20 protein-coding genes and 1 pseudogene are annotated in these 23650 nt (G+C 54.3%); 12 read left to right on the forward strand and 9 right to left on the reverse strand.

What is annotated here, in order from left to right; all coding sequences use genetic code 11:
* Nucleotides 1–18: 18 nt before the first annotated feature.
* Nucleotides 19–666, forward strand: coding sequence for a LysE family translocator (locus tag ABD735_RS14930; RefSeq protein ID WP_344807816.1), 648 nt, complete (start codon nt 19–21; stop codon nt 664–666).
* A complete protein-coding gene (locus tag ABD735_RS14935) occupies nt 663–1235 on the forward strand; it encodes an acyl carrier protein phosphodiesterase (protein WP_344807818.1) in 573 nt (190 codons plus the stop codon). The genes ABD735_RS14930 and ABD735_RS14935 overlap by 4 nt, the downstream gene beginning before the upstream one ends.
* Nucleotides 1236–1262: 27 nt before the next feature.
* Here the strand turns inward: ABD735_RS14935 and ABD735_RS14940 are convergent, their stop codons facing one another.
* Nucleotides 1263–3590, reverse strand: a complete 2328-nt coding sequence (locus ABD735_RS14940) for an acyl-CoA dehydrogenase family protein (RefSeq protein WP_344807820.1) — start codon at nt 3588–3590, stop codon at nt 1263–1265.
* Nucleotides 3591–3708: 118 nt separating this feature from the next.
* On the opposite strand from ABD735_RS14940, the gene ABD735_RS14945 reads away from it, so the two are divergent.
* A complete protein-coding gene (locus ABD735_RS14945) occupies nt 3709–4725 on the forward strand; it encodes a MipA/OmpV family protein (RefSeq protein ID WP_344807822.1) in 1017 nt (338 codons plus the stop codon).
* Nucleotides 4726–4790: 65 nt separating this feature from the next.
* Nucleotides 4791–5180, forward strand: coding sequence for a hypothetical protein (locus tag ABD735_RS14950; protein WP_344807824.1), 390 nt, complete (start codon nt 4791–4793; stop codon nt 5178–5180).
* 21 nt (nt 5181–5201) lie between these two features.
* Here the strand turns inward: ABD735_RS14950 and pbpG are convergent, their stop codons facing one another.
* A complete protein-coding gene (gene pbpG / locus ABD735_RS14955) occupies nt 5202–6122 on the reverse strand; it encodes a D-alanyl-D-alanine endopeptidase (protein WP_344807826.1) in 921 nt (306 codons plus the stop codon).
* Nucleotides 6123–6345: 223 nt separating this feature from the next.
* Between pbpG and ABD735_RS14960 the strand changes: the two genes are divergently transcribed.
* A complete protein-coding gene (locus tag ABD735_RS14960; protein WP_344807828.1) occupies nt 6346–9381 on the forward strand; it encodes a transglycosylase domain-containing protein in 3036 nt (1011 codons plus the stop codon).
* A gap of 67 nt (nt 9382–9448) precedes the next feature.
* Here the strand turns inward: ABD735_RS14960 and ABD735_RS14965 are convergent.
* Nucleotides 9449–9628 (reverse strand): annotated as a pseudogene (locus tag ABD735_RS14965) (Txe/YoeB family addiction module toxin); the annotation flags it as partial.
* 158 nt (nt 9629–9786) lie between these two features.
* Between ABD735_RS14965 and ABD735_RS14970 the strand changes: the two are divergent.
* Nucleotides 9787–10080 (forward strand): sll1863 family stress response protein, encoded by a 294-nt coding sequence (locus tag ABD735_RS14970; protein WP_344807830.1) that lies wholly within the window; start codon nt 9787–9789, stop codon nt 10078–10080.
* Here the strand turns inward: ABD735_RS14970 and ABD735_RS14975 are convergent.
* Nucleotides 10070–10282, reverse strand: a complete 213-nt coding sequence (locus ABD735_RS14975; RefSeq protein ID WP_344807832.1) for a hypothetical protein — start codon at nt 10280–10282, stop codon at nt 10070–10072. The genes ABD735_RS14970 and ABD735_RS14975 overlap by 11 nt on opposite strands.
* 96 nt (nt 10283–10378) lie before the next feature.
* Between ABD735_RS14975 and rho the strand changes: the two genes are divergently transcribed.
* Complete coding sequence (rho, locus tag ABD735_RS14980; RefSeq protein WP_344807834.1) at nt 10379–11332, forward strand: transcription termination factor Rho; 954 nt, start codon at nt 10379–10381, stop codon at nt 11330–11332.
* 57 nt (nt 11333–11389) lie between these two features.
* Here the strand turns inward: rho and ABD735_RS14985 are convergent, their stop codons facing one another.
* The 5 genes from ABD735_RS14985 to ABD735_RS15005 form a co-directional block, all read right to left on the reverse strand.
* Nucleotides 11390–12046 carry a patatin-like phospholipase family protein gene (locus ABD735_RS14985; RefSeq protein WP_344807836.1) on the reverse strand — a complete coding sequence of 219 codons (657 nt, stop codon included), beginning with the start codon at nt 12044–12046 and terminating at the stop codon, nt 11390–11392.
* A 20-nt stretch (nt 12047–12066) separates the two neighbouring features.
* Nucleotides 12067–12468, reverse strand: coding sequence for a type II toxin-antitoxin system VapC family toxin (gene vapC, locus ABD735_RS14990; RefSeq protein WP_344807838.1), 402 nt, complete (start codon nt 12466–12468; stop codon nt 12067–12069).
* Nucleotides 12465–12659: a type II toxin-antitoxin system VapB family antitoxin gene (locus ABD735_RS14995; protein WP_344807840.1), complete on the reverse strand. Its 195-nt coding sequence runs from the start codon at nt 12657–12659 to the stop codon at nt 12465–12467. The genes vapC and ABD735_RS14995 overlap by 4 nt, the downstream gene beginning before the upstream one ends.
* Before the next feature lie 103 nt (nt 12660–12762).
* Nucleotides 12763–14148, reverse strand: a complete 1386-nt coding sequence (locus ABD735_RS15000) for an FAD-binding oxidoreductase (protein ID WP_344807842.1) — start codon at nt 14146–14148, stop codon at nt 12763–12765.
* Between the two features lie 183 nt (nt 14149–14331).
* Nucleotides 14332–15504, reverse strand: a complete 1173-nt coding sequence (locus ABD735_RS15005) for a transglycosylase SLT domain-containing protein (protein WP_344807844.1) — start codon at nt 15502–15504, stop codon at nt 14332–14334.
* A gap of 441 nt (nt 15505–15945) precedes the next feature.
* Here ABD735_RS15005 and ilvA point away from each other — a divergent pair, with 441 nt between their 5' ends.
* The 5 genes from ilvA to ABD735_RS15030 all read left to right on the forward strand — a co-directional run bounded on the left by ilvA (nt 15946) and on the right by ABD735_RS15030 (nt 23412).
* On the forward strand, nt 15946–17574 hold the full coding sequence (gene ilvA / locus ABD735_RS15010) for a threonine ammonia-lyase, biosynthetic (RefSeq protein ID WP_344807846.1): 1629 nt from the start codon (nt 15946–15948) through the stop codon (nt 17572–17574).
* Nucleotides 17575–17684: 110 nt separating this feature from the next.
* On the forward strand, nt 17685–18080 hold the full coding sequence (locus ABD735_RS15015) for a hypothetical protein (protein WP_344807848.1): 396 nt from the start codon (nt 17685–17687) through the stop codon (nt 18078–18080).
* Between the two features lie 914 nt (nt 18081–18994).
* Nucleotides 18995–19801, forward strand: coding sequence for a hypothetical protein (locus tag ABD735_RS15020; RefSeq protein WP_344807850.1), 807 nt, complete (start codon nt 18995–18997; stop codon nt 19799–19801).
* A gap of 603 nt (nt 19802–20404) precedes the next feature.
* Nucleotides 20405–21397 (forward strand): hypothetical protein, encoded by a 993-nt coding sequence (locus tag ABD735_RS15025; protein ID WP_344807852.1) that lies wholly within the window; start codon nt 20405–20407, stop codon nt 21395–21397.
* Nucleotides 21398–21531: 134 nt separating this feature from the next.
* Complete coding sequence (locus ABD735_RS15030; protein ID WP_344807854.1) at nt 21532–23412, forward strand: AAA family ATPase; 1881 nt, start codon at nt 21532–21534, stop codon at nt 23410–23412.
* The last annotated feature ends 238 nt before the right edge of the window (nt 23413–23650 follow it).

A 23650-nucleotide genomic window follows, 5' to 3' on the forward strand; every position in this document is an offset into this window, starting at 1 on the left:
AGCTAGGATGAAGCGATAATGTTTGATCATTTTGCATGGGCGACCATTATCCTTGCGCTCACCCTGCTGACCGTAAGCCCTGGGGTGGATACCCTGCTCGTGTTGCGAAACGCGAGCAAGGGTGGGCATATCGATGGCTGGCTCACCGCATTCGGCATCTGCATGGGCCTTTTCGTCCACGCATCAATTTCAGCCGCAGGCCTGTCGGCGATACTGCTCGGCTCGGCCACACTCTTCGCTGCACTGAAGCTGGCTGGTGCAAGCTACCTGATCTGGCTGGGTATCCAGAGTCTGCGAGCTGCAAGGCGCAGTGAGTTCGATGTTCCTGACGCGCCGAGGACATCTCGAAGCGTGCCTGCCTGGACATCGTTCAGGGAAGGACTGCTCTCGAACGTCCTTAATCCCAAGCCCATTATCTTTTACATGGCCTTCATGCCGCAGTTCATAGATCCCGAACACTCTGCCGCGCTGCAGTCGCTGTTTATCGCCGGTCTGCATTTCACGATAGCCATGATCTTCCTCGGCACACTGGCCAGCGCTATCGAGTTCGCCAGAAGCTGGCTTCAACGGCCGCGAGTCCGCAGTACTATTGACGGCACCACAGGCGCTCTTCTGCTTGGCTTCGGTGCACATTTGCTGCTGACGTCCGCTGACACCGACCAGTGAATCATCTTGCTCACCTGTTTCTCGCCCCTGATGAGCCTGCTATCAGGATAGGCAGCGTTTGTGGCGACTTTCTGAAGGGTATATCGATGCAGGACATGCCGCCTGCGATGCAGATCGGCATTCGCCATCATCTTGCAGTCGATGGCTACACCGATAGACATCCGGAGGTCCTGGCCAGCAAGCGCCTGTTTTCAAGCGAGAGGCGCCGTTTTGCCGGCGTCGCACTCGACGTGCTCTACGATCATTACCTGTTGAAGAACTGGGAGCACTACAGCGCGCAGAGGTCGAATGGCTTCATCAGCCAGCGCTATCATGAGCTGGAGGCATTCGAACACCTGATGCCTCCAGCAATGCTCCCGGTAGCGAGGCAGATACGCCAGCACGACTGGTTCGGCCAGTACCGCGATCTCGACAATATTGGATACGCGCTCGACCGGATCTCACGGCGAATCAGGTTCCCCAATCGTTTCGAGGGCATTATCACCGAAATCAAGCTGCATCATGTTGAGCTTGAACAACGGTTCCAACGGTTTTTCGAAGATCTGCAGCCAGCGGCCCGAGACTTCTGACACCTTCGTTTTTGCACCAGGGCGTCTTCAGGATTCCGTCGCATCAACCTGCTTCAGTGGCGACTTGCCAATGTAATCCTCAAAGGCAATCGGTGCAGACAGGCAGCCGTCCGGTATGGCGAAGCTCTCGACGTAGGCCAGCGCGTCCGGACGAATCTCGGCAAGTAGTCTGATGCGCACCTTCCGCAGCGCGCGGTGCTTCTCTGGCTGAAAGTAGCCGTTGTCGAGAAACCACGCCGAATCACTGTAGATGGCATCGATCGCAGACAGCTGACGCATTTTCTCCAGCGCGTCCCTGGCGGGCCCTTCACTCATGGCGTCTACTATCGTGAAAAACTGCTCTGCAATGTGCCGCTCCATTTCAGCGGTTGCGTAGGACATCAGATGATCCTGAATCTGGTTGAACGCCAAGAAGGGATCAACATCGTTGTCGATCCTCTTGCGAATGCGTCTGGCAGCCGAGACCAGCAGGTTATGGGCTCGAAGGCTCAGTATGTCGCGATGAAAATCGGCATCGCGCAGATGATCGTCGTCTGTCTTGCGGGCGATGAGTGGATTGCCTTCGAGCAGCTCGGTTTTAGCCTTGCGGGTCAGCTCGCGTACGAAGGTCAGCACCAGGTCCTGCTCGAAGCCCTTGGCGTAGTTGGCCAGGTTGTTCTTTGCCAGCAGCTGCATGAGCACCGTATTGTCGCCCTCGAAGGTCGCGAACACATCGACATCGCGGCGTATGATCGAGATCTGGTTTTCACTGAGAAAACCTTGCCCACCGCAACACTCGCGCGCGGCCTGAGTGGCACTAATCGCATGCCAGGACGCCATCGCCTTGATGCCTGCTGCCAGTGTTTCGATATCGCGGCTGGTGTCAGGCGTCCGGTGCCTGAACTGCTGTATAAGATCCTCGACAGCGAAGTGCAGCGCAAAATTGTGTGCCAGCGCGGGGAACAGACGCAGCTGGTGCGTGGTGTAATCAAGAATTGTCATATCGCCGTCGCCGCCGCCAAACTGCCGTCTGAGCGCTCCGTAACGAACGGCTATGGCAAGCGATTTTCGTGCAGCCACCACCGACGCCGCAGCTACACTGATGCGTCCACCGACCAGTGTTCCAAGCATGGTGAAAAAGCGCTTGTTTTCGCCAGGAATCGGACTGTCGTAAGCACCGTCAGTGCTCACGCTGGCATAGCGGTCCAGCAGATTGTCGCGTGGAACTTTGACCTGATCGAAATAGAGCCGGCCGTTGTCGACGCCATTCAAACCCATCTTGTGGCCGCAATCTTCGACCCGCACGCCGTCGAGCAGTGCACCGTCATCATCGCGAATGTCCACGACGAATGCGTGGACGCCATACTGCTCTCCGCCGGTTTCAAGCTGTGCGAACACGGTCATGGTTCGACCATCACGGGCGGCGTTGCCGATCCACTCCTTGCGTGACGAAATCGTGGGACTGTTGAGAACGAAAGAACCGGATTCCGGGTCATAAGTCGCCGTTGTCTCCAGCTCGCGCACGTTTGAACCATGCCCAGACTCACTCATGGCAAAACCGCCCAATCGCTTCAAAGAAGCGATGTCAGCAAGATACTTCTTGTGGTGCCGCTCAGAACCGAGGAAGAGGATGCTGCCGCCGAACAGACCGAACTGCACACCAAATTTGACGACCAGGCTCAGGTCGAACATGGCGAGTGCCGCAAACATATGGATGAATGCCGGCATGTCATCCTTGCCGCCAACGGACTCTGGCATCATGACGAGGCCCATCTTCTCGCTCGCCAGATGCTTGAGCCAGTCCAACACAGCTTTGCGTTGGCTCTCAGAGCTTTCGCCAAATGAGTATGCGAATGATTCCGCACCAAGAATCCTTCGTACCGCGGCCCATTCGGAGGCGTAGTCGCCTTCGAGCACTGCCTGCAGATCCTCTGCCTGGAAGCTCGGCGAGGGCTCGGCGAAGTCCTGCTGCACGGGCTCCTCCACGTGGGAGAAGATTTCAGCGTACACGCCGGCACCACTTATATAGTGTTCTTGCTCATAAGCGGCGACTGCAGCGGTGAGTTTCTCGCCGCAATCAGCCTTCATGGCGGCACACATGGCGACCAGGGTTGGCTTGTGCTGCTTCATTTGCTCACGAATGTGCCGGCGTAAGGCGCTCAGCTCAGTGGCAGTTGGCGGTTTGTCAGGCTTCAGCCAGGTGTCCAGTGTCGCCCTGGATTCATCATCCATCTCTGGTAGGGCACTCGACAGCTCAGAAATGCGCTCGCATTCCGGTTCATTGAGCTCGACATCAGCCCAGGCGATATAAAGAACCGGGAGCAGCGGCTGTAATTGCTCATTATCAAGTAGCGAGCTCAGGCGGTTATCAGTCATCGTCGTCCTCTTGTTCATGAAGGCAGCCGGTTTTCCCAAACGCAGCTGGCCGGCAAGTCAGTAGCCGGCAAAAGAATGATCGTCACATGGGTTACGACAGAGCGCCTCTGAAGAGCTCATGAAGACAGCAGCGCCGAGTGACCAGGTTGGCTGGCAGGCTAGTATGGATATGGTCTGTGAGACCATGCTGGCTGCGCAAACGTATCCGTCTCCTCGACATCTTTACTGGATATTCATGAGACTACCTTACATCGGCAGCAGCGCAGCCATCGTGCTGTTCCACTGCCTGGCTTATCTAGCAAGCAGTGCGGCAAGCAGTTTGGCAAGCGCTGCCGACGTGCCTGCTGCAATAGAGACTGGATTGACCACAACCGAACGTAAACCCCTCTGGGAGCTTGGTCTTGGAGCGGCAGCCCTGCACCAGACTTATTACACAGGCACCAGACAGACTCGAACCCTCGGCGTGCCGGTCCCCCTGATAATCTATCGCGGGGAGATCTTCAGATCCGACAACGAGGGCATTCGGGCCGAGCTGATCGATGATGAGCGCTTTGAGCTGGACCTGAGCTTTGGCCTCAATCTGGGGATCGACAGCGAAGATGTCGATCTTCGCAAGGGTATGGACGACACCGACACGCTGTTCGAGATCGGTCCATCACTCAAGATTACGCTGGCAAAAACTGAGCTGAGCGAATGGCGCCTGAATTTGCCGCTACGGGTCAATCTTGGCTTCAGCAGCGACGGCATCGATGAATCAGGCTTCACTTTCGCACCTGATATCCGTTATTCGAGGAGATTATTCGAATGGTCGGATCAGACCTGGATCGGCACCGCGTCAGCTGGCGTGCAGTTTGGCACACGCGAGTTCCAGAACAACTACTATGGCGTTGAGCCTGAATTTGCAAGCGATGAGCGACCCGCCTATGAGGCCGAGAGCGGATTTTCAGGTTCTCGGCTGACGCTAACGCTGCGTTCCAAGACTGATCAGCGGCTTATCGGAATTTTCGGCCGCGTTGAGAATATCAGTGGTGCAAGCTTCGAAGACTCTCCGCTGGTCGAAACCAGGACCGGCTTCACTGTTGGGCTCGCCTTTAGCTGGTTCTTTCTGAGGTCATCGGCTCTCGAACCAGGCTGACAGCTCGTGCTGGCCCTGTCATTATCTACTCAAGCTCAGACATGAGCTAAAACGGAGAGACTCAAATGAAAAGGTTATTGAAAATTCCAGTGCTCGTCGCCGCGCTCTGCATAGGCATGATGGCTCACGCCGATTTCGCCCTGCCGTACGGACTTGCCAGTCCGCCGGACTCGACCCTGGTGATCGGGGATGTGTTTGACTCGGCCGGTGGAGATAGAGAGGAGTCGATAGCCAGATTCAGTACCAGCGCCTCACGGCAGGACAGTATCGAATTCTACACACTGGCGCTTGAAAAGGTTGGCTTCGAGATCTATTCCTCATCTGACACTGAAAAACGCGCGATGATCGCAGGCAAGCGAGCCGACGATCGGGTGACGGTGTACTTCAAAGACGAGAGTGACTGGGCTGAAGCGGGCGAGAGCGAGATCTCCGTTCATGCCGTGTATAACAAGTAGCGCGTCGCACACAGCCAGGGCCTATGGGTGGGACAACACTTCCTTGCTTGCCATGATAAGTGACTGGCGGCGTTGAGCATATGCCAGGGCAGTGGGATGCACAGCGCCGCCGGTGCCGGTTTCCAGCCAGCGGCGCACGCGATCGGCATCGCCGATATGCGAACGTTTGCCGAATGAATCCAACAGCACGATAGCCAATCGGCGTTCCTGGATTTCTGCCTGTAATAACAGGCAACGGCCCGCCACTTTGGTGAAGCCAGTCTTGCTCGCCTGGATCTGCCAATGCGCCGCGCGAACGAGAGGGTTGGTGTTATAGAAGGCGCGCACATGCCTCGGAGCGCGGAAATGGACATCTTTTTTTGGCGTGACACTGAGGGCCGTGATAACAGGATTGTTTGCGGATGCCTGGATCAGCAATGCCAGATCACGTGGCGTGGACACATTCCCGGCAGATAAACCCGTGGGCTCAACGAAGTGGCTATTACTCATGCCCAGCGTCGCGGCTTTAACGTTCATGGCGGTAATAAAGGCGTCGTAACCACCGCTGTAGTGGTGCGCCAAAGTGGCGGCCGCGCGATTTTCCGATGCCATGAGCGCCAATAGCAGCATGTCGCGGCGCTGTAGCTGACTACCAAGCCGCACATGGGAAAACACGTTATTCATTTCTGCAGTTTTCGCCACATCCACCGTAATCCACTCATCCAGTGGAGCGCTCTCCACATCGTCCAGTACAACCAGCGCAGTCATCATTTTAGTGACCGAGGCAATGGGTACAATCGCATCAGGATTGCGTGAATACAGAATCTCATTGGTGTTCAAGTCCATGATCAACGCGTTCACCGAAGCCAACTGCAATTTCGCAGGATCTGGCGTAACAGTTTGTGCGCAAACCAAAGCGGTTGAAAACAGCGACAAGACGATCAGAACGAAAACAGTCCGCACAAAAATATCTCGTAATATAAGGGATAAGGCCCAGCACTTGGACTACTTTTGGTGTAACCCTTCAAGTCTAGTGCGCTTTATAGAGTAATGCTGAAAAAATATGGGACCTGCTCCGCAAGATCCACAAGCGCAAGCGATGACTGATGCGCCCCTTTCCGAATATGACCCGGCTCCGGTCAGTCAACCTCCGCCAAAGCCAGTCCGACGCAGGTTTTGGCGCAGGTTGCTGCTGTTCGCTGCGCTATTGTGCATAGGGATTGTCGGGCTCGCCTGGTTTGAGGCGCGCACATCCTGGCTGCAAGCGCGCTTACTGCCGGACTACGCCCGTTCGCTGTCGTTTGATCTCGAGGAGGGGCCGAGCGACCGTATTCGTTTCCCGGTACAGGGTCCTTTCGACCAGCGTTTGGGCTATGTAAATTTGCCCGCGATGCTCGACCGCTTGCAAACCAATGGTTTCTACATTGATCGCCAGGTACGTTTCTCGTCGCCACTCATGACCTTCGTAGACGCCGGTTTTTACCCGCCCTACCCTGAAAAAAATCAAGCGGGCTTGTCGGTACGCGATGTCGATCAACAGCTCATGTTTGACTTTGGTTATCCCCGTCGTGTGTTTGAGGGCTTCGAAGATATTCCACCGTTGATGGTCGAATCCCTCCTGTTTATCGAGGATCGCCGCCTGCTCTCCGACGATCGCCCGCAGATGAACCCGACGGTGAACTGGGGTCGGTTCCTCAAGGCAGCTGTCTTCAAAGCTGGCGAGGCCATGAATCTGAACACACCGTCGATGGGCGGCAGTACGCTAGCCACGCAGATTGAAAAATTTCGCCATTCAGATGACGGCGTGACTGGTTCGATCACGGAGAAGCTGCGGCAGATGGTGTCGTCGAGTGTGCGGGTGTACCGGCACGGAGAGGACACCATGCCAGCGCGTCGGCAACTGGTGCTGGATTACCTGAACACGGTACCGCTTGCGGCGGCACCGGGTTATGGGGAGGTCAATGGCATCGGCGACGGGCTTCGTGTCTGGTTCGCAGCGGACCCCGCGGAGGTGAATCGCTTGCTGGCACTCAAGTCTCCGGAGGAAGACGAATTACGGCTGCAGGGCCTTGCATTGCGCCAAGTGCTGGCGCTGATGATTGCCCACCGGCGGCCGTCTTATTATTTGCTGCAAAACCGGACCGAGCTGGGAGAGATGGCGGACGCTCATTTGCGCCTGCTACGAAGGCGTGACCGTATTAGTCCGGCGCTCGCCGAGGCCGGACTGGAGCAGGCCCTTGAATTTCGTAACTTCCGCGAGCAGCCAGCAGTGATACCGGGGGACACCAACAAAGGCGTCAATATGGTGCGCAACCGCTTGAGCAAACTGCTGGATGTCTCTCTCTATCAGCTCGACCGGATGGACTTGAAGGTGACCACCACGCTTGATCGTAGCCTGCAAGAGCAGATCACCGCACATCTGCGCAGTTTGCGTGATCCCGCTGTGGCTGAAGCTAACGGTCTGGTTGGGGAATCTTTACTTCGCCCCGGGCAGGCGGCAAGCCTTCGTTACAGTTTCACGCTGTTTGAACGCAGTGATCTGGGCAACCAGGTACGGGTGCAAACGGATAACACCGATATTCCCTTCGACATCAATGAAGGCAGCAAGCTGGAGTTGGGCTCTACTGCCAAGCTGCGAGTGCTGGCATCCTATCTGGAGATCATTGCCGAGCTTTACGAGCGTTACGCCCCGCTGCCACGCGCAGCGCAGCCGGCTGATACCGACCCGCTCACCCGCTGGGTGGTGGGGCAATTGATTGTTCAACCCGAGATGACCCTGGAGCAGATGTTGGCAGCGGCGATGGACCGACGCTATTCCGCCAGCGCCGCTGAGTCATTTTTTACTGGCGGTGGCAAACATACGTTCAGCAATTTCCGGCGCGAGGACAACAGTCGCAATCCCACAGTACGCGAAGCACTCAACGAATCCATCAACTTGCCCTTCGTGCGGATGTTGCGGGATGTCATCAGTCATCTCACCCAGCAGCAGTGGCAAGACCTGCGCACACTGATGGGTAATGACAATGACCCTCGTCGTGCCCAAGTGCTGGCTCGCTTTGCGGATCGGGAAGGGACCCAGTTCCTGTCTCGTTTCTGGGGCAAGTACGTGAACAAAGGGGACGACGAGCGCGTAAGTGCTTTTCTCTCCGGGCTACAGCTCACACCAGTGCGGGCAGCGGTGATTTACCGTTACCTGAATCCGTCGGCGGATCTGGACAGTTTCAACCAGTTCATGGCGGAGAAGCTGGTTCAGGTACCAGAGGCCACTGCCTTGGCGCGTCTGTATGGGCGCTACGATCCCCAGCTCTTTAATTTGCAGGATCTGGGCTACCTTGCCAACGTGCATCCGCTGGAATTATGGCTGGTGGGTTATCTGCTGCAAAACGATAAGGCCACCTTTTCCGAAGTACTGACAGCCAGCGCCAATCAGCGTCAAGAGGTCTACCGCTGGCTCAGCCGCACCCGCGCCAGCAATGCACGCGACAGCCGCATACGCACGATGCTGGACGTCGAGGCCTTTGCCGAACTGCACCGGCGCTGGCGGCGCCTGGGGTTTCCCTTTGACTATCTGGTGCCATCACTGGCCACTGCTCTCGGCAGTTCAGGTGATCGACCCGCAGCCTTGGCGGAGCTGATGAGCACCATAATGAACGACGGCGCGCGTATCTCGCCCCGTCGTATCAATCGGCTAGTGTTTGCGGCAGATACCCCCTATGAAACCCATCTCAGCCCGGCGCTGGCCATGGCCGATCAGGTGATGCATCCAGACGTAGCCCGTGTGATGAAGCTCGCCCTCGCCGATGTGGTCAATAAAGGCACTGGGCGACGCCTGCTGGGCACCTTCAAACGCGCCGACGGTAGCGACCTGAACATGGGCGGCAAAACAGGTACGGGCGACAACCGCCTGGTATCCACCGCCGGCGGCCAGCGCATCACCGGTCGCGCCCTCAGCCGCACCGCTACGCTGGTGTTCTACCTAGGCGACAATCACTTCGGCACGCTCACCGCGTTCGTTGTCGGTGATGAGGCTGGGCAATACCGATTTACATCAGCCCTGCCCTCCCAAGTGCTGAAAGGTATGGCGCCGATTATAGAGCCATATATTCAACGCGCAGCCGCCATAGAGGTGTCAATTCCAGAAGCGGCCTTCCCGGCTGGACTTTGGGACGAGGAGATGTACCTGGACGAGACTCCGGAATTGGCTGAACCTGTATTGGAATGAGATAAAAGCCTTACAGTCCGCGGGTGGACGTTCGGTGTGGTGGCATCGCGCTTAACCAAACCTTAAATCAGTAGTGATAGCGAAGCTGGGCGATAAGCAAAGCGTCATCCGTGACCTTGTAAACTATTCGGTGCTCTTCATTAATTCGGCGAGACCAGTAACCGGCGAGGTTGTGCTTGAGAGGCTCCGGCTTGCCAACACCTTCAAACGGTGCTCGCTTGGTCTCTTTGATAAAAGTATGCCTGCGGCAGCTGCTATATCTCTCAAAGAGAAATGGTGTTGCAATGGCGGAGTGAACGCTAAGAGCATTTATAGAATCTGGGGTACAAGTCCAGAACATCGAATACACAGCGAATCACTTTCAGAACGACCTCTGAAAGCCAAACATTAGACGACGGAGAAAGTATGATGGGTGACAAGGAGATATATCGACAGAAAGCTGAGGCCAAACTAGATGAGTGGAAAGCAGAGCTGGACAAGTTAAAGGCGCAGGCATCCCATAAAAGCGCAGATGTAAAGCAGGATGTGAATCATCAGATCGCAGCGCTCGAAGCTAAGCTCGAAGAGCAGAAGACAAAGATTGCAGAAATCAAAGAAGCTAGTGGCGAGGCATGGGATACCTTGAAGGACGGCATGGAATCAGCATTCGATTCAATGAAGTCTGCTTTCAGTGACGCTAAGAACAAATTCAAGAAGTAGAGCGTAGAAACCGGTGGACCTCGGTCACAGGCAAGACCTGTCCATTCATCTGAATAACAGGAACGGCGCTAAAACCGTTTATACCTGCACTTAAACAGGACGCCATCAAAACGTTGGTGTCGATTATTGCCTGCAGCATGCTGGTGATTGCCACCGTTTCGGTAACGTCGATGGTGTCGGCCGACGCTTCTGCATCGGGCACGGCAGCGCGCCAGAGCAACCTGTTAGGCCTTCTGTTTTTTTGGCGCTATCAGCCCATTTCGAAAAATATCTATCAAACACGAGCTATCAAACAACCATGACGAGAAAGACTTTAGGTTTAACCCGGCCACGAAATAAAGACGCCAAACATGTGGCTGAGGCAACCGAAGCGGTGTCTGAAGCTGATCCACAAAAGCGGTTTTTAAACGGCGTAGTTATCAATCCGGCTCCAGGGATTCGCCTGGAGCTGGGTTCAGAAGAATTCTCGGTGCGCGCGATGGATTTGATCACGCCGATCGGAATGGGACAGCGAGGCTTGATCGTTGCGCCGCCGGGGTCTGGAAAATCGACGATCTTGAAACATATTTGCCAGGCGGTGGGAAAGGCGTATCCCGAGATTAAACTGTACGCCTTATTGATCGATGAGCGGCCCGAAGAGGTCACTGATTTCAAGCGTAGCGTCCCGGCTGAGGTACACGCGTCTTCTTCGGATGAAAGCTATGCGCATCACGTTCGCGTTGCCGATGAGCTGCTTGATACCGCCCGCCAACAAGCTGGTGAGGGTCACGACGTCATGATTGTGATTGATTCTCTCACGAGGCTTTCACGTGTGCATAATGCGGAGCGAAAAGGCAGCGGTCGTACCATGTCCGGCGGGCTTGATGCTCGAGCGATGGAGATCCCGCGGAGGATGTTTGGCGCTGCTCGAAACCTTGAGAATGGCGGCTCGCTGACCATTTTAGCCACCGTTCTGGTCGATACTGGCAGCCGTATGGACCAGGTGATATTTGAGGAGTTCAAAGGCACGGGGAACATGGAGCTGGTGTTATCAAGGGACGTTGCGCAACAGCGAATCTTCCCAGCGCTGGATATCTCGAAAAGTAGTACTCGCCGTGAAGAGCTGCTGTTAGATCCGAAAGATCTGGACAAAATAAGAGGCTTGCGCCGGGCGCTGAGCGGTCTAAAACCGCTAGAGGGCACAAAAAAGCTGGTTGAGTTGCTGGAGAAGTACCCGACGAATGCCGAGCTTCTGGAGAACGTTCCCGGGTAGCCCAGCGATTGAGTCCGCGCTAGGGGTTGGACCGGCGTCGGCCATAGATTTTTCGAGCTACCCGTTGCGGGCCACCCAGGCCTTCCCATCACGCTCCCCTTGCGCCCAGGTATCCTCGACCTTCAACTTATCCGAGAAGTCGATTTTGTCTGCTGCCACTTCTTCGCTTGGCTGAATATAGGTGCGTCGGTCAATGCGCGGCAAATTGCGGTAGCGCGAAGTCAGAAGAAGCAGCGTGTTACCGATATCCGGTTTCGGCAGCGGCGCTTTGTCGAATATCCCGCCATCCAGCACACGCAAGCCATTCCACTCTGGCACATCGAATACGGGGGGAATGGTTGCGGCTGCACAAATCAAGTCAATCAGTTTTCCATCACGGGCAGCCTGGCGCATATCGACGCGCTTCCCCTCCAGCCCAATCGAGTGCGTCCACCGCAAATCGTTGTTGGCAAACGCATTCACCATCGCATCCAGCAAAGCCCGTTCCCGATTCGCTATCCACGCAGCTGCCGACAGGGCTCCGCCCGAGACCGTCGATATCCGTTCCGGCTTCAGGGCCAGTGCATCGCCCGCTGCGGCCAGGAATCCGCCATGCCAAAAACACCGGATACCGCCGCCGGAAAAGACCAATTGCTCAAAATCGAATGCAGCCATGATTGCTCCTTTACCCTGCTGATCGTAGCCGATGTCACGACCATCGCCCTCATCAATCACTCGGAAATGCAGATAAGCCGTTATGTTTCTCGTAGGGCGGGCTCAAGCCCAAGGTGCTCAACAAAAGGGATAAAGTCGCGATCCAGAAACAGCAGGGGTAGCGCCTTCTCTATACAGAATGTCGCGATGATCACGTCGGCAGTCTTTCTGATTGTGATGCCCCTTTTTCGAAGCGCTCGGTAATTGTCGGCGCACTTGGCTGCCATATCTTTGCCAAACATCTCATATTGATCCAGCGCGAGCAGGCTTTGTTTGGTCTGGTGGTATTGTTTGTCGTTGCGGATGCCTTGCAGGATTTCGAGAAATATGAGGTCGCCGATAGCGACAGACCCTTGGATTATCGAGGCATCCAGCAGATCAGTATGTGGGTTAGCGGTCCCGTTGAAATAGTCGATCCAGACGCTGGTATCCACCAGTATCATCGACTACTCCGCATTTCATCCAGGTCGCCTTCCCACTTGATTTTGCCTCGCAACTTTCGAAGTTCCTGCTGCTTGCTCAGCTGGACTAGCAGTTTCAGACCTTGCTCAACGGCCTCTCTTTTGGTTTCGTAGCCGGAGGCCTTGAGGGCTTCGGCCATCAACTGATCGTCAATGACAATATTCGTTCTCATGTTGCACCTATGTGTATGGATCCAGCCTTACATACACATTCTAGCGCCTCAGGGAGAACATAACAATCGGCCCACAGCGACCGCTTTTCCGCCGCTTCGCGGCTCAGTATGGACGAATATTCTGATTCACCCGGAACAGGTTCTCCGGATCGTACTTCTGCTTGATCTCCACCAGCCGTTTGTAGGCCGCACCGTAGGCGAACTCGACCCGGTCGGTTTCGTCATTCGACAGGAAATTGATGTAGGCGCCACCGCTGGCGTAGGGCTTGGCGGCCTCGAAGAATGCGCGTGCCCACTGGCGACAGTGATCGTCTTCCCCGGACGTGTCCCAGCGGCCATGCACGTTCATGACATAGTTTGCGTCACGGCTGGAGTAGGCCATGGCGTCTTCCGCTACCCTGCCGGTCTGGCCACCAATAGAGGCGATAAAGATCTCACAGTGGGGTGATGCCAGCTTCTCTCCGTACTCCAGCGCCACCCGAATCACATCGTCCGTGAGTTTGACGAAGTTGTGAGACTTCCAGTAATTGCGCGCACCGTCTGCCAGCAGTGGATCAAAGGCCTGCTGCCAGTCGACGTAGGGCTGAACACCGACATGCTCTCCGTGTGCGTCGCCGAATGAGCGCAGGGGTGCGATCAGTTTTTCGCCCTCTTCGGGATCCCCGGCATAGCAGATCGCCAGGGCGACAATCCGCTTTCCATGAACAGACTCGGGCAGGAATGGCAGCGGTGGCGCCTGGCGCATCACGAGCCAGACGTTGAGCTCGTCGGGCATGTTCTCAGTGAAACGCGCGAATTGAGTCAGTACCGCCCGGGCCTGGTCGAACGGAAAAACGATCAGACCACTCAACAATTCCGGCCCCACGGGGTGCAGCTTAAACTCGAAGCGTGTGACGATACCGAAGTTGCCGTCACCGCCCCGCGTGCCCCAGAACAAGTCAGCATTCTCTGTGGCACTTGCGTGTCTCTGCCGCCCGTCAGCGGTCACCATATCGACGGAGATCAGGTTATCGACGGTCATGCCAAACTTGCGACTGAGCCAGCCAAAGCCGCCGCCCAGGGTCAGGCCTGCGACACCGGTCGTGGAGTTGATGCCGAGGGGCGTCGCCAGTCCGTGTGCCTGTGCGGCCGCGTCAAAATCTGCGAGCCGACAACCAGGGCCTACGTAGGCACGCTGGTTCTCGACATTGATATCAATGTCCTTCATGTATGACAGGTCAATCATCAGGCCATCATCGCATACAGCATTGCCCGCGATGTTGTGGCCCCCTCCCCTGACCGAAATCAGCATGGACTGCTCACGCCCGAAGTTGACCGCGGCCACCACATCGTCCGCTGACAGGCATCGAGCGATCAGCGCCGGCTTCCGGTCAATCATCGCGTTCCAGATCTGACGGGCCTCGTTGTAGCCGTCATCTGTGGGCTCGAATACGGGGCCACCAAGTTCCCCTCTGAAGGTGTCGATCGCTGCGTGCTCTAAGGTCGTCATCGCTATCTCCCTGCCCCGTAAACTTCACTCCCCATCTTGCGCCCTTCGAGCCTGAACACCAGCGCGTTGTTAGACCCATTGGGCGCAATAGCGGCAGTGTTAGACGATCCCGGATTAAAGAGGCCGGAAGCTAACGGCTTGGAAGGTGCCGCGAGATATGGTGGCAGTGCAGGGCTGAGTGCGCTACTTCTGGAGCGCGGCGACGGCGTTGGGGGCCTGTGGCGGGACCTCCCTGCCTGGCAGAACATCAAGGTTCTTGTTTCCTATGGATTCCAACAGCTGCGCGGCAATCCGGGTATCCGCCGTGTAATACAGTGACGCGAAGCCGAGACGGTTGCGGCCCAGGTTGTGAAATACCATGCCGAAAGAAATATCACCGGCGCTGAAGTGCTCATGGTTGTCGGCAAAATATTGGGCGGGTTTGCTGTATTCTTCATCCACCAGCAGCGACCGGATGCGGCCAGGGCCGCCGTGATAGGCCTGAATCAGGATAAGCCGATAGAGCTGTTCCTGCTTTTCCACAGGTAAGTGGCCAAAGCGCGCCAGGAAAGGGCCTTGCAACATGCGGTGATTGCGTTCGAACAACCAGAGGGCGCAGTCAATCTGGGCAATGCGATGCAGGTGCTTATTCGTGGGCACACCGCAGTCCTTCAAGACCAGGGGAGTCAGTTGCAGGATACCGCGCGCCTTCGCATTGGACCTGGCTTCCCTAACGCCGCCACTTTCGATGATAAGAATGCCCGCCAGGTCCGGCAGCAGGTTGATGGGGAGACTGATCCGTTTTTGCTGGGCCCGACGTTGATACACCGCGTAGAGGGTGTCATGGATCGAGACCTGCTTTGTCGCCGTGCCAACTGTGATCCCGTCCCAGGTGCCCGTGAGGCGCCCGTCCGGATGCTCCCCCATATAGCGTTTGATGGCCAGGGGCAGGTCCACATTGGGCTGATGACACCGGATCGCGAAGGGATAGCCGAGGGTGCTGGCATTACCTTCCACCCAGGCGTGAACTCGCCCTTCCCGGACCATGTCCTGACGAGTGGCATTTAATCGAAGCTGCGTTTCCACGGAATCGATGGCGTCGTCGATATAGTTCAGAAAGGTGCCACGCCTATCGAACAGCACATGACGGTTCTCATGGGTACAGTGACCGGACCGGGTCAGTATCCAGCGCCTGACGGTCATCACGTTGTCATAGACGCCCTGGCTGTCCGCATAGGGTTTGTCGCGGACCACCTCGGCCCAGTTGAGCTGCGGCAGCACCGGGCTTTCCGCCAGGGCAACATTGTGGTTCAACAGGGCCCAGAATACGGCCACCAAAGCGCCCCACCAGGGTCTGGCGGGTTTAATGAACCCCATGCAAGCTCCGAATACTACAGTTACGGCGCGTAGGTAAAACCCAGACAAGGGCCCGGGTTTCAGAGAAATGGTTGCCGCTCGTCTCAAGTATAATCTGGCCCCTGACTTTCAATATGGGCGTTACAAAAATATATGTTTCCTGTTGCCAAACGAGAACGTGATCGCAGTATTAACCGTCGCCGTGTACTTGATTTGGACGAGGGTGGTTTCGGACAGGTCAGCGTAATTGCGCCGAGAGTCTCTCTATTGCACCCGCGCCGCTTGACCCGCACCGGCCACCACCGTTAGATTATTGGCATGTCGCACCCAAATTTCTTCAACAGCGCAATGATTATGACCGTCATTCTCACCATGGCGGGCTAGCTCACATCTACCCAAAACCCGCCCAAGAGGCGGGTTTTTCGATTTGTCTCCTGGGCCTAAATAGAACCAGGAGCAACTATGACCACCCTTCTAGATCCACATAGCACGAACGCCAAGCCGCTCAGCGGCGGACCCGATTCTCTCAGTGATGGCTGTAAGCCGACGACGACAAAGCGAGCTGAGCCGGATCTGCTGCTGAAGCGGTACGTTACCAGCATCCTATCCGCTCCGGTCTATGACGTTGCCATCGAGACACCGCTCCAAAGTGCGGATCGTCTGTCTTTGAGCCTCGGCAATCGGGTACTCGTGAAGCGTGAAGATCTTCAGCCGGTATTTTCTTTCAAGATTCGAGGCGCTTACACCAAGCTGGCTCGCCTCAACCGGCAGAAAAAGATTCTCGGTGTGATCACTGCGTCAGCGGGTAACCATGCTCAGGGTCTGGCATTGGCAGCGAAGAGGCTGGGTATCGAGGCGCTCATCGTCATGCCGGTCACAACGCCGGAGCTTAAGTTGCACGGGGTGCGTTCGCGTGGCGGCAAGGCCGTGTTACATGGCGACGCTTTCCCTCAAGCCCTGGCCCATGCGCTGAAGCTCGCCGAGGAAACCGGCTACGACTTTATACCGCCCTTTGACGATCCCGATGTCATTGCAGGTCAGGGCACGGTGGCGATGGAGATTCTTCGTCAACAGCCGGGCCAGCTCGATGCGATTTTTGTACCCGTCGGTGGCGGCAGTCTGATTGCGGGCGTGGCTGCCTACGTGAAATATCTACGACCCGAGGTCAGGGTCATCGGGGTCGAGCCCAACGACTCCAACTGCTGTCAGCAGGCGATGGCAGCGGGTGAGCGGGTGGTTTTACCAAAGGTCGGCGCGTTTGCAGACGGCGTCGCAGTGGCGCAGATCGGGGCTCACAATTTTGAGTTATGTCGGCGCTATGTGGACGAAGTGATCACGGTGACGTCCGACGAGCTGTGCTCGGCGATCAAGACTATCTACGACGACACCCGCTCGATCACCGAGCCAGCAGGTGCCCTGGCAGTGGCTGGGCTAAAGAAGTATGTCGAGCGAGAGGGTTGTCGTGATCAGGTGTTGGTCGCTATCAACTCCGGTGCCAACGTCAACTTTGATCGACTACGCCACGTGGCGGAGCGTGCGGAACTGGGCGAAAGGCGGGAGGCGATCCTGGCGGTAACCATTCCAGAGCGACCGGGTAGCTTCAAGGCATTCTGTAATGCGCTGGGCCGTCGTCAGATCACTGAGTTCAACTACCGGTTTCACACCGACAAAGAGGCACATGTGTTCATCGGTGTGCAGACCCATCCAGACTGGGACCCTCGAGATGCGCTGGTGCAGCGTTTGCGCGAGCAAGGTTATCCCGTGATTGATCTAACGGACAATGAGCTGGCCAAGCTCCACGTTCGACATACCGTTGGTGGACATGCCGGACCGGTGCCGCGCGAGCAGGTGTTTCGGGTGGAGTTTCCAGAGCACCCCGCGGCATTGGCGGACTTTCTCAATCAATTGGGCAGGCACTGGAACATCACCCTCTTCCACTACCGGAATCATGGCGCTGACGCTGGCCGAGTGTTCGTGGGCGTGCAGGTTCCGGCTGACGAACCTTCGTCTGTGCAATCCACGTTTGATGCTTTGGGCTATGCCTATTCAGACGAGACAGAAAACCCGGCGTATAAGTTGTTCATTGGGTAGGTTGGACGTCTAGTGAGTACGAGAGTTCATAATATCCCGACTAAGGAGAGTCAAAATTGGAACTAGCCAAGGTAGTCCCGTGGGGGCGGTCTTTCGAATAATACCGAGCAATGTTTGCGTTATTGGAAGCCGATCTCAACAGGCGAATTCTTGGTTGTGGTGATGGACCCGCCAGCTTCAATGCCGAGGCAAGCGACCGTGGGTGCCAAGTCATCTCTTGTGACCCCGGGTATCAGTTCGATGTGGAAGAGATCCGCCGTCGAATTGACGAGGTTTACCCGGAAATCATTGTTCAGATGCAACAGCGCGCCGACGACTATCTTTGGGACTCCCTGAGCAGTGTCGAGCAACTTGGCGAAGTTCGGATGAAGGCTATGTCGAGCTTCCTTGCTGATTTTAATGCAGGAACTCGCGAAGGGAGATATGTATCAGCATCGTTACCTTCGCTCCCATTTTTCGATTCGGAATTCGAGCTAGCTATCTGCTCAAACTGTCTTTTTCTCTAAAGCGATCGTCTGGATGGGCCGACTCAACTGCATCGGTGCGAAAGTTGTGCAGGTTGGCATCTGACGTTCGCATTTTTTCTGTCGTCTCATTGGATGGGAAAATTAAAAAACGCCTGAATTTAGTTATGACGGCACTGTCCGCTGACGGCATCGACGTCTCGCTAAGGAGTGTCAGTTACCGCTTTCCAAGGAGGCTACCGAGATGTTGGTGATGAAGTCGGCGTAGCCGGTGGCAGCTATAGGAAGCTAGCGTGTTTGCGGGCGGCGAGCAGATGTTCAGAGCATAGTTTATGCAATGCGTTCTTCACCGGCGCTAGCTGATGGTTTTTATTTGAGCGCAGCAGCTAATAACCTACGGTGCTGGAGGCTCCACGCGTGAGCGCACCATAGACACCGTGCTTCAGCTGCTCCGCCAGGGTATTTCCACCGCCCCTCACCTGTCGTGAATTGGTTCGACAAAAGAGGCGCTGGACGATGTTCTCACCCTGTACAAGAATGAAGACATTAATCGTATTATCGGACAGCCATTTCTCTTCGGAAGAGTTTCGACAGGAGCTCCAAGGCAACTTGCACCAACGGCTCAGTACGGCGTGCCCGGCCGTTGGGGTGCAGTGTTAGCCATACAAGCGGCCGCATTGGACGAATGAATGCTGCTGAGCCGAACTAGCCAGGTGGCTTGCCAGAACAGGAGTATAAGCCGACCAAATAGTAATTATGGCGGCAACTGGGTGACAGCTGATGCGCTATGATTTATTCGACTGGCTAGCATCGCTGCTTACCTGTGGCTCGGCTATTAACGAGCGCTATAGTGGGTTAGATTTTCGCTGCGCTGCAGGCCATCCGCAAAATGCTGCTCCAGATTGCTAGAAGCAGTGCAAACTCGCGGGAGATATACAAGTCCAAGAGGGATTATCTTGAAAGAAGGTTTTTTTGCCAAACGGCGACGTTCTCTAGAAACATGCAGCCACGCTGCAACGATTTTTTCGGGGGTCATAGTTGGTGTGGCTGCGATTTATGTCAGCTATCAGTCCAATCAGATTGCAGCCGCCACCCTTCGAACGGCCGAGGCGCAGGCCTCGGCCGCCGCCGAACAGGTTGCGATCGCGAAAGAGCAGACACGGCTGAGCAAATTACAGTACCTTCCGCGAATAACGTTCGCGCGGGAGCTGATTGAAGATAAGGACGGTGTCCGGAAAGAAAAGGTGCATGTTTCGAACGCTGGCAACGCGCTCCACAGCCTTGACGTACAACCATTCGTGTTCCTTCATGTCCGGGAGCTTGCCTTGCTAAACATCGGTGAGTCCATTAAGAGGCTGCCTGCCCTCCACCATGCATCGTTGCCTGTCAAAAACTTCTTTAGCCCCGTCCGTTACTCGGTGGCGGCGGAAACAGGCGTATTGACCACGCTTGAAATACCTAATTCTCGAGTCTTTTCGTCTGTAACGGAAAACCTGCATCAAATATTCCGTACCGAGAAAATCAGCATGATATCTGATATTCAGGTCTACTTCAGAGTGGGGTATACAGATATGTTTGGGGAAAACCACGAAAGATATTTTCTCGTCCAGGCAACAGGAGAATCGCTGCCTATCCCCAAAGAAAAGGCGGGCGAGCTCTATGAAAGATGGCAAGAAGCCCTCAACACGACAGCCCTAGATGCAAGCGGGCCTGACATAGCCGTTCTGAACCAAGGCTGGCTAAGAGGAAAAATGAAGCTGTAGGCGACAAAACATCTAACCCAAACGAGCCATCTCGCACCCGATAGGCATGGTTTTGTCCGAGCTAGCGGCCGATCCAAACCCATTAACGAGAGAGCCTGCATCCTCAGTCTCGCTGGGCTCTCAGACACTCACAGAGTACACATCTAGGGCTCTCTTCCGTAGCTTTGGGCCACAGCCTGAGCGCTCGTTCCATCCGTGGTCCAGGGGCACTAGACCTTCACCGGTTAACCGGTCACTGGCAGTATTCAAGGTATCGGTTGCCCTACGGGCCATAGATCTTGCATGCGATGGCCGTTCGATCAAGCGGCTTCGTCGACCTGTACCGACTCGCCTGCAGCCTACGCCACGTATGATGTTCTTGTTCATCAGCTCGCAGCTTTGCTGGCGTATTCATGCCGGCCAGCGCCCCGGAGACAGCTCCTCGCGGGTCGGCCCTTGCCATTCGCTAGTGGTTAGCGTTCAATCGGGGAAACCCAGTGAACGGTAATCTTTCCATAGGAGACTTTCCCTCCAGCAGTTCATGCCAATTCTGGGCTTACCCAAATCGCTGCAACCGACCGCTTGCAGCGGCAACTGATCGAAGCGTTTAGATGAGCGAGGCATATGATTCAGTTTCTTTCAGACAATATTGACCAACTAGATCTCGCTCTTGATCAGCTAGCAGTTTCCGACCGGAATTTCGATCGTTTTGCTTTGATGCTGGTAGACAATGTGGTCGAGCTTACCTTGCACCGCTTTATACAGGACAGCGCGAATCAAAATGAGTTGTGGGGGAGGTTTAGTGACCATAAACATGACCCAAAACTAATTCAAAAAGGCTTAGGTCAAAACTTCGATAGTAAAGCGAGAGTGTCTCGTAAGTTGGGTTTTTTTGATGATGCTCTGTGTGAATCCCTTTTAAATCTTCATTCATTTAGAAATTCCTCCTACCACAAGGGTCTTAGACATGAAGGAATATTGCATTCTCTGTCGATTTTTTACTTTACCTGTGCCTGCGAGATCTTAACGGCTTACAAACCTACGATATGGTGCTGGTCAAGCACGGACAAAATTTCATACCGTGCCAAAAAATATTTAGGCGAGGCTAGAAGCTTTAATCAGGAAGAAGCATTCCAGGCGGCATATTCTCGATTACGTGAGGTTGCGGCTCATATGGGTAAATCGCTAATCGCGGATCTGGCTTTGGATATGAGGTCAACTATTGAATCCGTGGATGAGTCAATCAGGTTCTTATCTGAAGATGGGCCAGATAGAAAAAGTCGAAATGAAGTGGTAGTCGACTCTCAAGCCTGGCCATTTGCGTTCACAGATGAAGGAAAGCGTTTCGCATATGAAGGCGGGTATATAGGAAAAACGGTAGGGGGTCTTGTTGACTGGATTATAAAGAACTATAGCTGGCAAGTGAGCGCTGACCCTATTCCAAGCTGGCGTTCGCGACTTGAGTCTCTCTCAAGAGAAGATGACGAGCATAAGGCGTTAAAAAAATATTGTGATTTTATGAGGCAAACAGAAGATATTAGGTCACAAATTGATGAATCCGCTGCGCAGCTTGATGGGCATATCCAGCAGCAAATAGATATCATGCGTGGAAAATGAGTTATCTAACGATCGCGCTAATTAGGACGCTCGCAAGCTCGCGCCTACTACTTTTTCGTCGTAGTGGGCATAACTCCTGAATTCTGAGATTTCTTACTGCTGTTACCGGCACTCTATTTTTTATAAGGCATATAATGAAATTATTACAATTCCGCGTAACCAACTTCCGATCTGTAACCGATAGTGGCTGGCTTGATGTTTCCGATGTTACCGCTCTTATTGGTGAAAACGAAGCAGGAAAAACAAATCTGTTACTACCGCTTTGGAAATTTAACCCAACTGCTGCTGGTGAAATTAGCCTTCTTGATGACATGCCACGTAGTCGATACGCCGAAATGCGCAATGAACCGGAATCACATCGGTTCATCTACTGCAAGTTTGAACTGGACGAATCTGATATTCGACTTGCAAACAGCTATGGTATCGAAGCCATAGAAGGAACGACAATTATTGCTCGGCGAAATTTCGCGGGACAATACGGCTTCGAACTCCCTAGTTTTCCAGATGTAGTATTGTCAGACACCTTTAATCCAGCATTGGAAAAGCCCGCTGAAACTGGCGAAGATCCTAATAAGGGGCCAAGCCTAAGGGATCGTTTTAAGAACCGCTTACCGCATTTCGTATACTACTCTAACTACGGAAATCTTGACGATCAAATCTATTTGCCACATGTCGTTGAGAACATGGAGCGTAAAGATCTGGGGCAGCGAGAAGCTGCAAAGGCTCGGACTTTAAAAGTATTGTTTGATCTAGTGAGCCTTAGTGCTGAAGAAATGTTAGAACTAGCCCGTTCGACAGGCGTGGTTGAGAGAATAAATCATCAAGGCCAAAAGGTGGGAAATGTTACAAATAAAACTGACGTTGAGATAAAAGAAGACGACAAGCAACTTCGTGAGCGCTTGGCATTGTTGCAATCCGCATCATCCAAGCTAACGAAGAGCTTTTCGGACTGGTGGAAGCAAGGTAACTACCGGTTTCGGCTGATTGCCGATGGGAACTACTTTCGGATTTTGGTCGCGGATGACCGGCGTCCTGAAGAAATCGAACTAGAGAACAGGAGCGCTGGTCTTCAATGGTTCCTGAGCTTCTTTTTAGTCTTTACTTATGAAAGCGAAGATACCCATCAAGAGGCAATTGTGCTTCTTGACGAACCAGGACATTCTTTGCATCCACTTGCACAGCGAGATTTAACAGCGTTCTTCAACAACCTCGCCGAAACTAATCAACTTATTTTTACAACCCACTCGCCATTTATGATCGATGCAGATCGTCTAGATCGTGTTCGAAAAGTGTTCGTGGGAGAAGATGGTAGTACAGAGGCTTCAAGCGACCTGGGAGTCACTAGAGGAGCCAAAGGACTGAAAGACAAGGGGGCGACCTACGCGGTTCACTCTGCTTTGAACTTGACCGTAGCAGAAAGCCTGCTTCTAGGCTGTCAGCCAATCATCGTTGAAGGCCCATCAGACCAACATTACCTCACCGCTATCAAAAGCATTTTGATCGGCAAGAAGAAGATTGCGCCTAAGTCCGAATTAGTTTTTCCCCCCTCAGGTGGTGCCAAGACGGCAAAGATCATTGCGTCAATTTTGTCTGGACGAGATGACGATCTACCGAAGGTGCTTTTAGACAGTGACGCGGCTGGGAAGCAAGCAATAAAATCTCTTCAAAGTGATCTTTATTCTGATGCAAAGAATAAGGTGATAGAAACTGACGATGTGTTTACCGACCTCAAAGGTACAGAGATCGAAGATCTACTACCCACTAGCCTGATGATTCTGGTGCTCGACCGAATGGAACGACGCGCCGAACAGGAGTTTGAAGACGTGCACGATCCGAAGAAACCGATAGTCCCTCAAATAAAGAATTGGGCTGAAAGAGAAGGCTTCGTTATGGAGCATGGATGGAAAGTGAAGCTTGCATTAGGCGTCAAAGAAAGGCTTCTAACGAATCCAAGTAAATACGTTGAGGATAGTGATATAAAGCGATGGAAAGAGCTTTTCGACAAGTTACTTTGATTTACCCTATGTGGTTAGGCTGCGCCCTAGTGGATTATCAATGGTTGCAACCTAGACCGGCAACACCGCCGCATATGTTGGAGCTGGATTGTCTTTCGCTCCCACGGCATATCAGGCGTTAAATGGTATACGTACAGAAAGAAGAAAGCAGAGGCTTTACCATTTGCATATCTTGCACATTTTAGAATGAGCCCGGATTTCGCCTAAAAAATGCTTCTAGTGTCCCGTCTGGTTAATC

It is taken from the genome of Allohahella marinimesophila (genome assembly GCF_039538005.1).
Taxonomy (GTDB): domain Bacteria; phylum Pseudomonadota; class Gammaproteobacteria; order Pseudomonadales; family Oleiphilaceae; genus Allohahella; species Allohahella marinimesophila.

Coding starts and splice junctions, on each gene's coding strand:
- ABD735_RS14930 (WP_344807816.1), top strand. CDS start 19: ATGTTTGATCATTTTGCATGGGCGACCATTATCCTTGCGCTCACCCTG.
- ABD735_RS14940 (WP_344807820.1), bottom strand. CDS start 3,590: ATGACTGATAACCGCCTGAGCTCGCTACTTGATAATGAGCAATTACAG.
- ABD735_RS14945 (WP_344807822.1), top strand. CDS start 3,709: ATGAAGACAGCAGCGCCGAGTGACCAGGTTGGCTGGCAGGCTAGTATG.
- ABD735_RS14950 (WP_344807824.1), top strand. CDS start 4,791: ATGAAAAGGTTATTGAAAATTCCAGTGCTCGTCGCCGCGCTCTGCATA.
- ABD735_RS14970 (WP_344807830.1), top strand. CDS start 9,787: ATGATGGGTGACAAGGAGATATATCGACAGAAAGCTGAGGCCAAACTA.
- rho (WP_344807834.1), top strand. CDS start 10,379: ATGACGAGAAAGACTTTAGGTTTAACCCGGCCACGAAATAAAGACGCC.
- vapC (WP_344807838.1), bottom strand. CDS start 12,468: ATGATACTGGTGGATACCAGCGTCTGGATCGACTATTTCAACGGGACC.
- ABD735_RS14995 (WP_344807840.1), bottom strand. CDS start 12,659: ATGAGAACGAATATTGTCATTGACGATCAGTTGATGGCCGAAGCCCTC.
- ABD735_RS15000 (WP_344807842.1), bottom strand. CDS start 14,148: ATGACGACCTTAGAGCACGCAGCGATCGACACCTTCAGAGGGGAACTT.
- ABD735_RS15005 (WP_344807844.1), bottom strand. CDS start 15,504: ATGGGGTTCATTAAACCCGCCAGACCCTGGTGGGGCGCTTTGGTGGCC.
- ilvA (WP_344807846.1), top strand. CDS start 15,946: ATGACCACCCTTCTAGATCCACATAGCACGAACGCCAAGCCGCTCAGC.
- ABD735_RS15015 (WP_344807848.1), top strand. CDS start 17,685: ATGTTTGCGTTATTGGAAGCCGATCTCAACAGGCGAATTCTTGGTTGT.
- ABD735_RS15025 (WP_344807852.1), top strand. CDS start 20,405: ATGATTCAGTTTCTTTCAGACAATATTGACCAACTAGATCTCGCTCTT.
- ABD735_RS15030 (WP_344807854.1), top strand. CDS start 21,532: ATGAAATTATTACAATTCCGCGTAACCAACTTCCGATCTGTAACCGAT.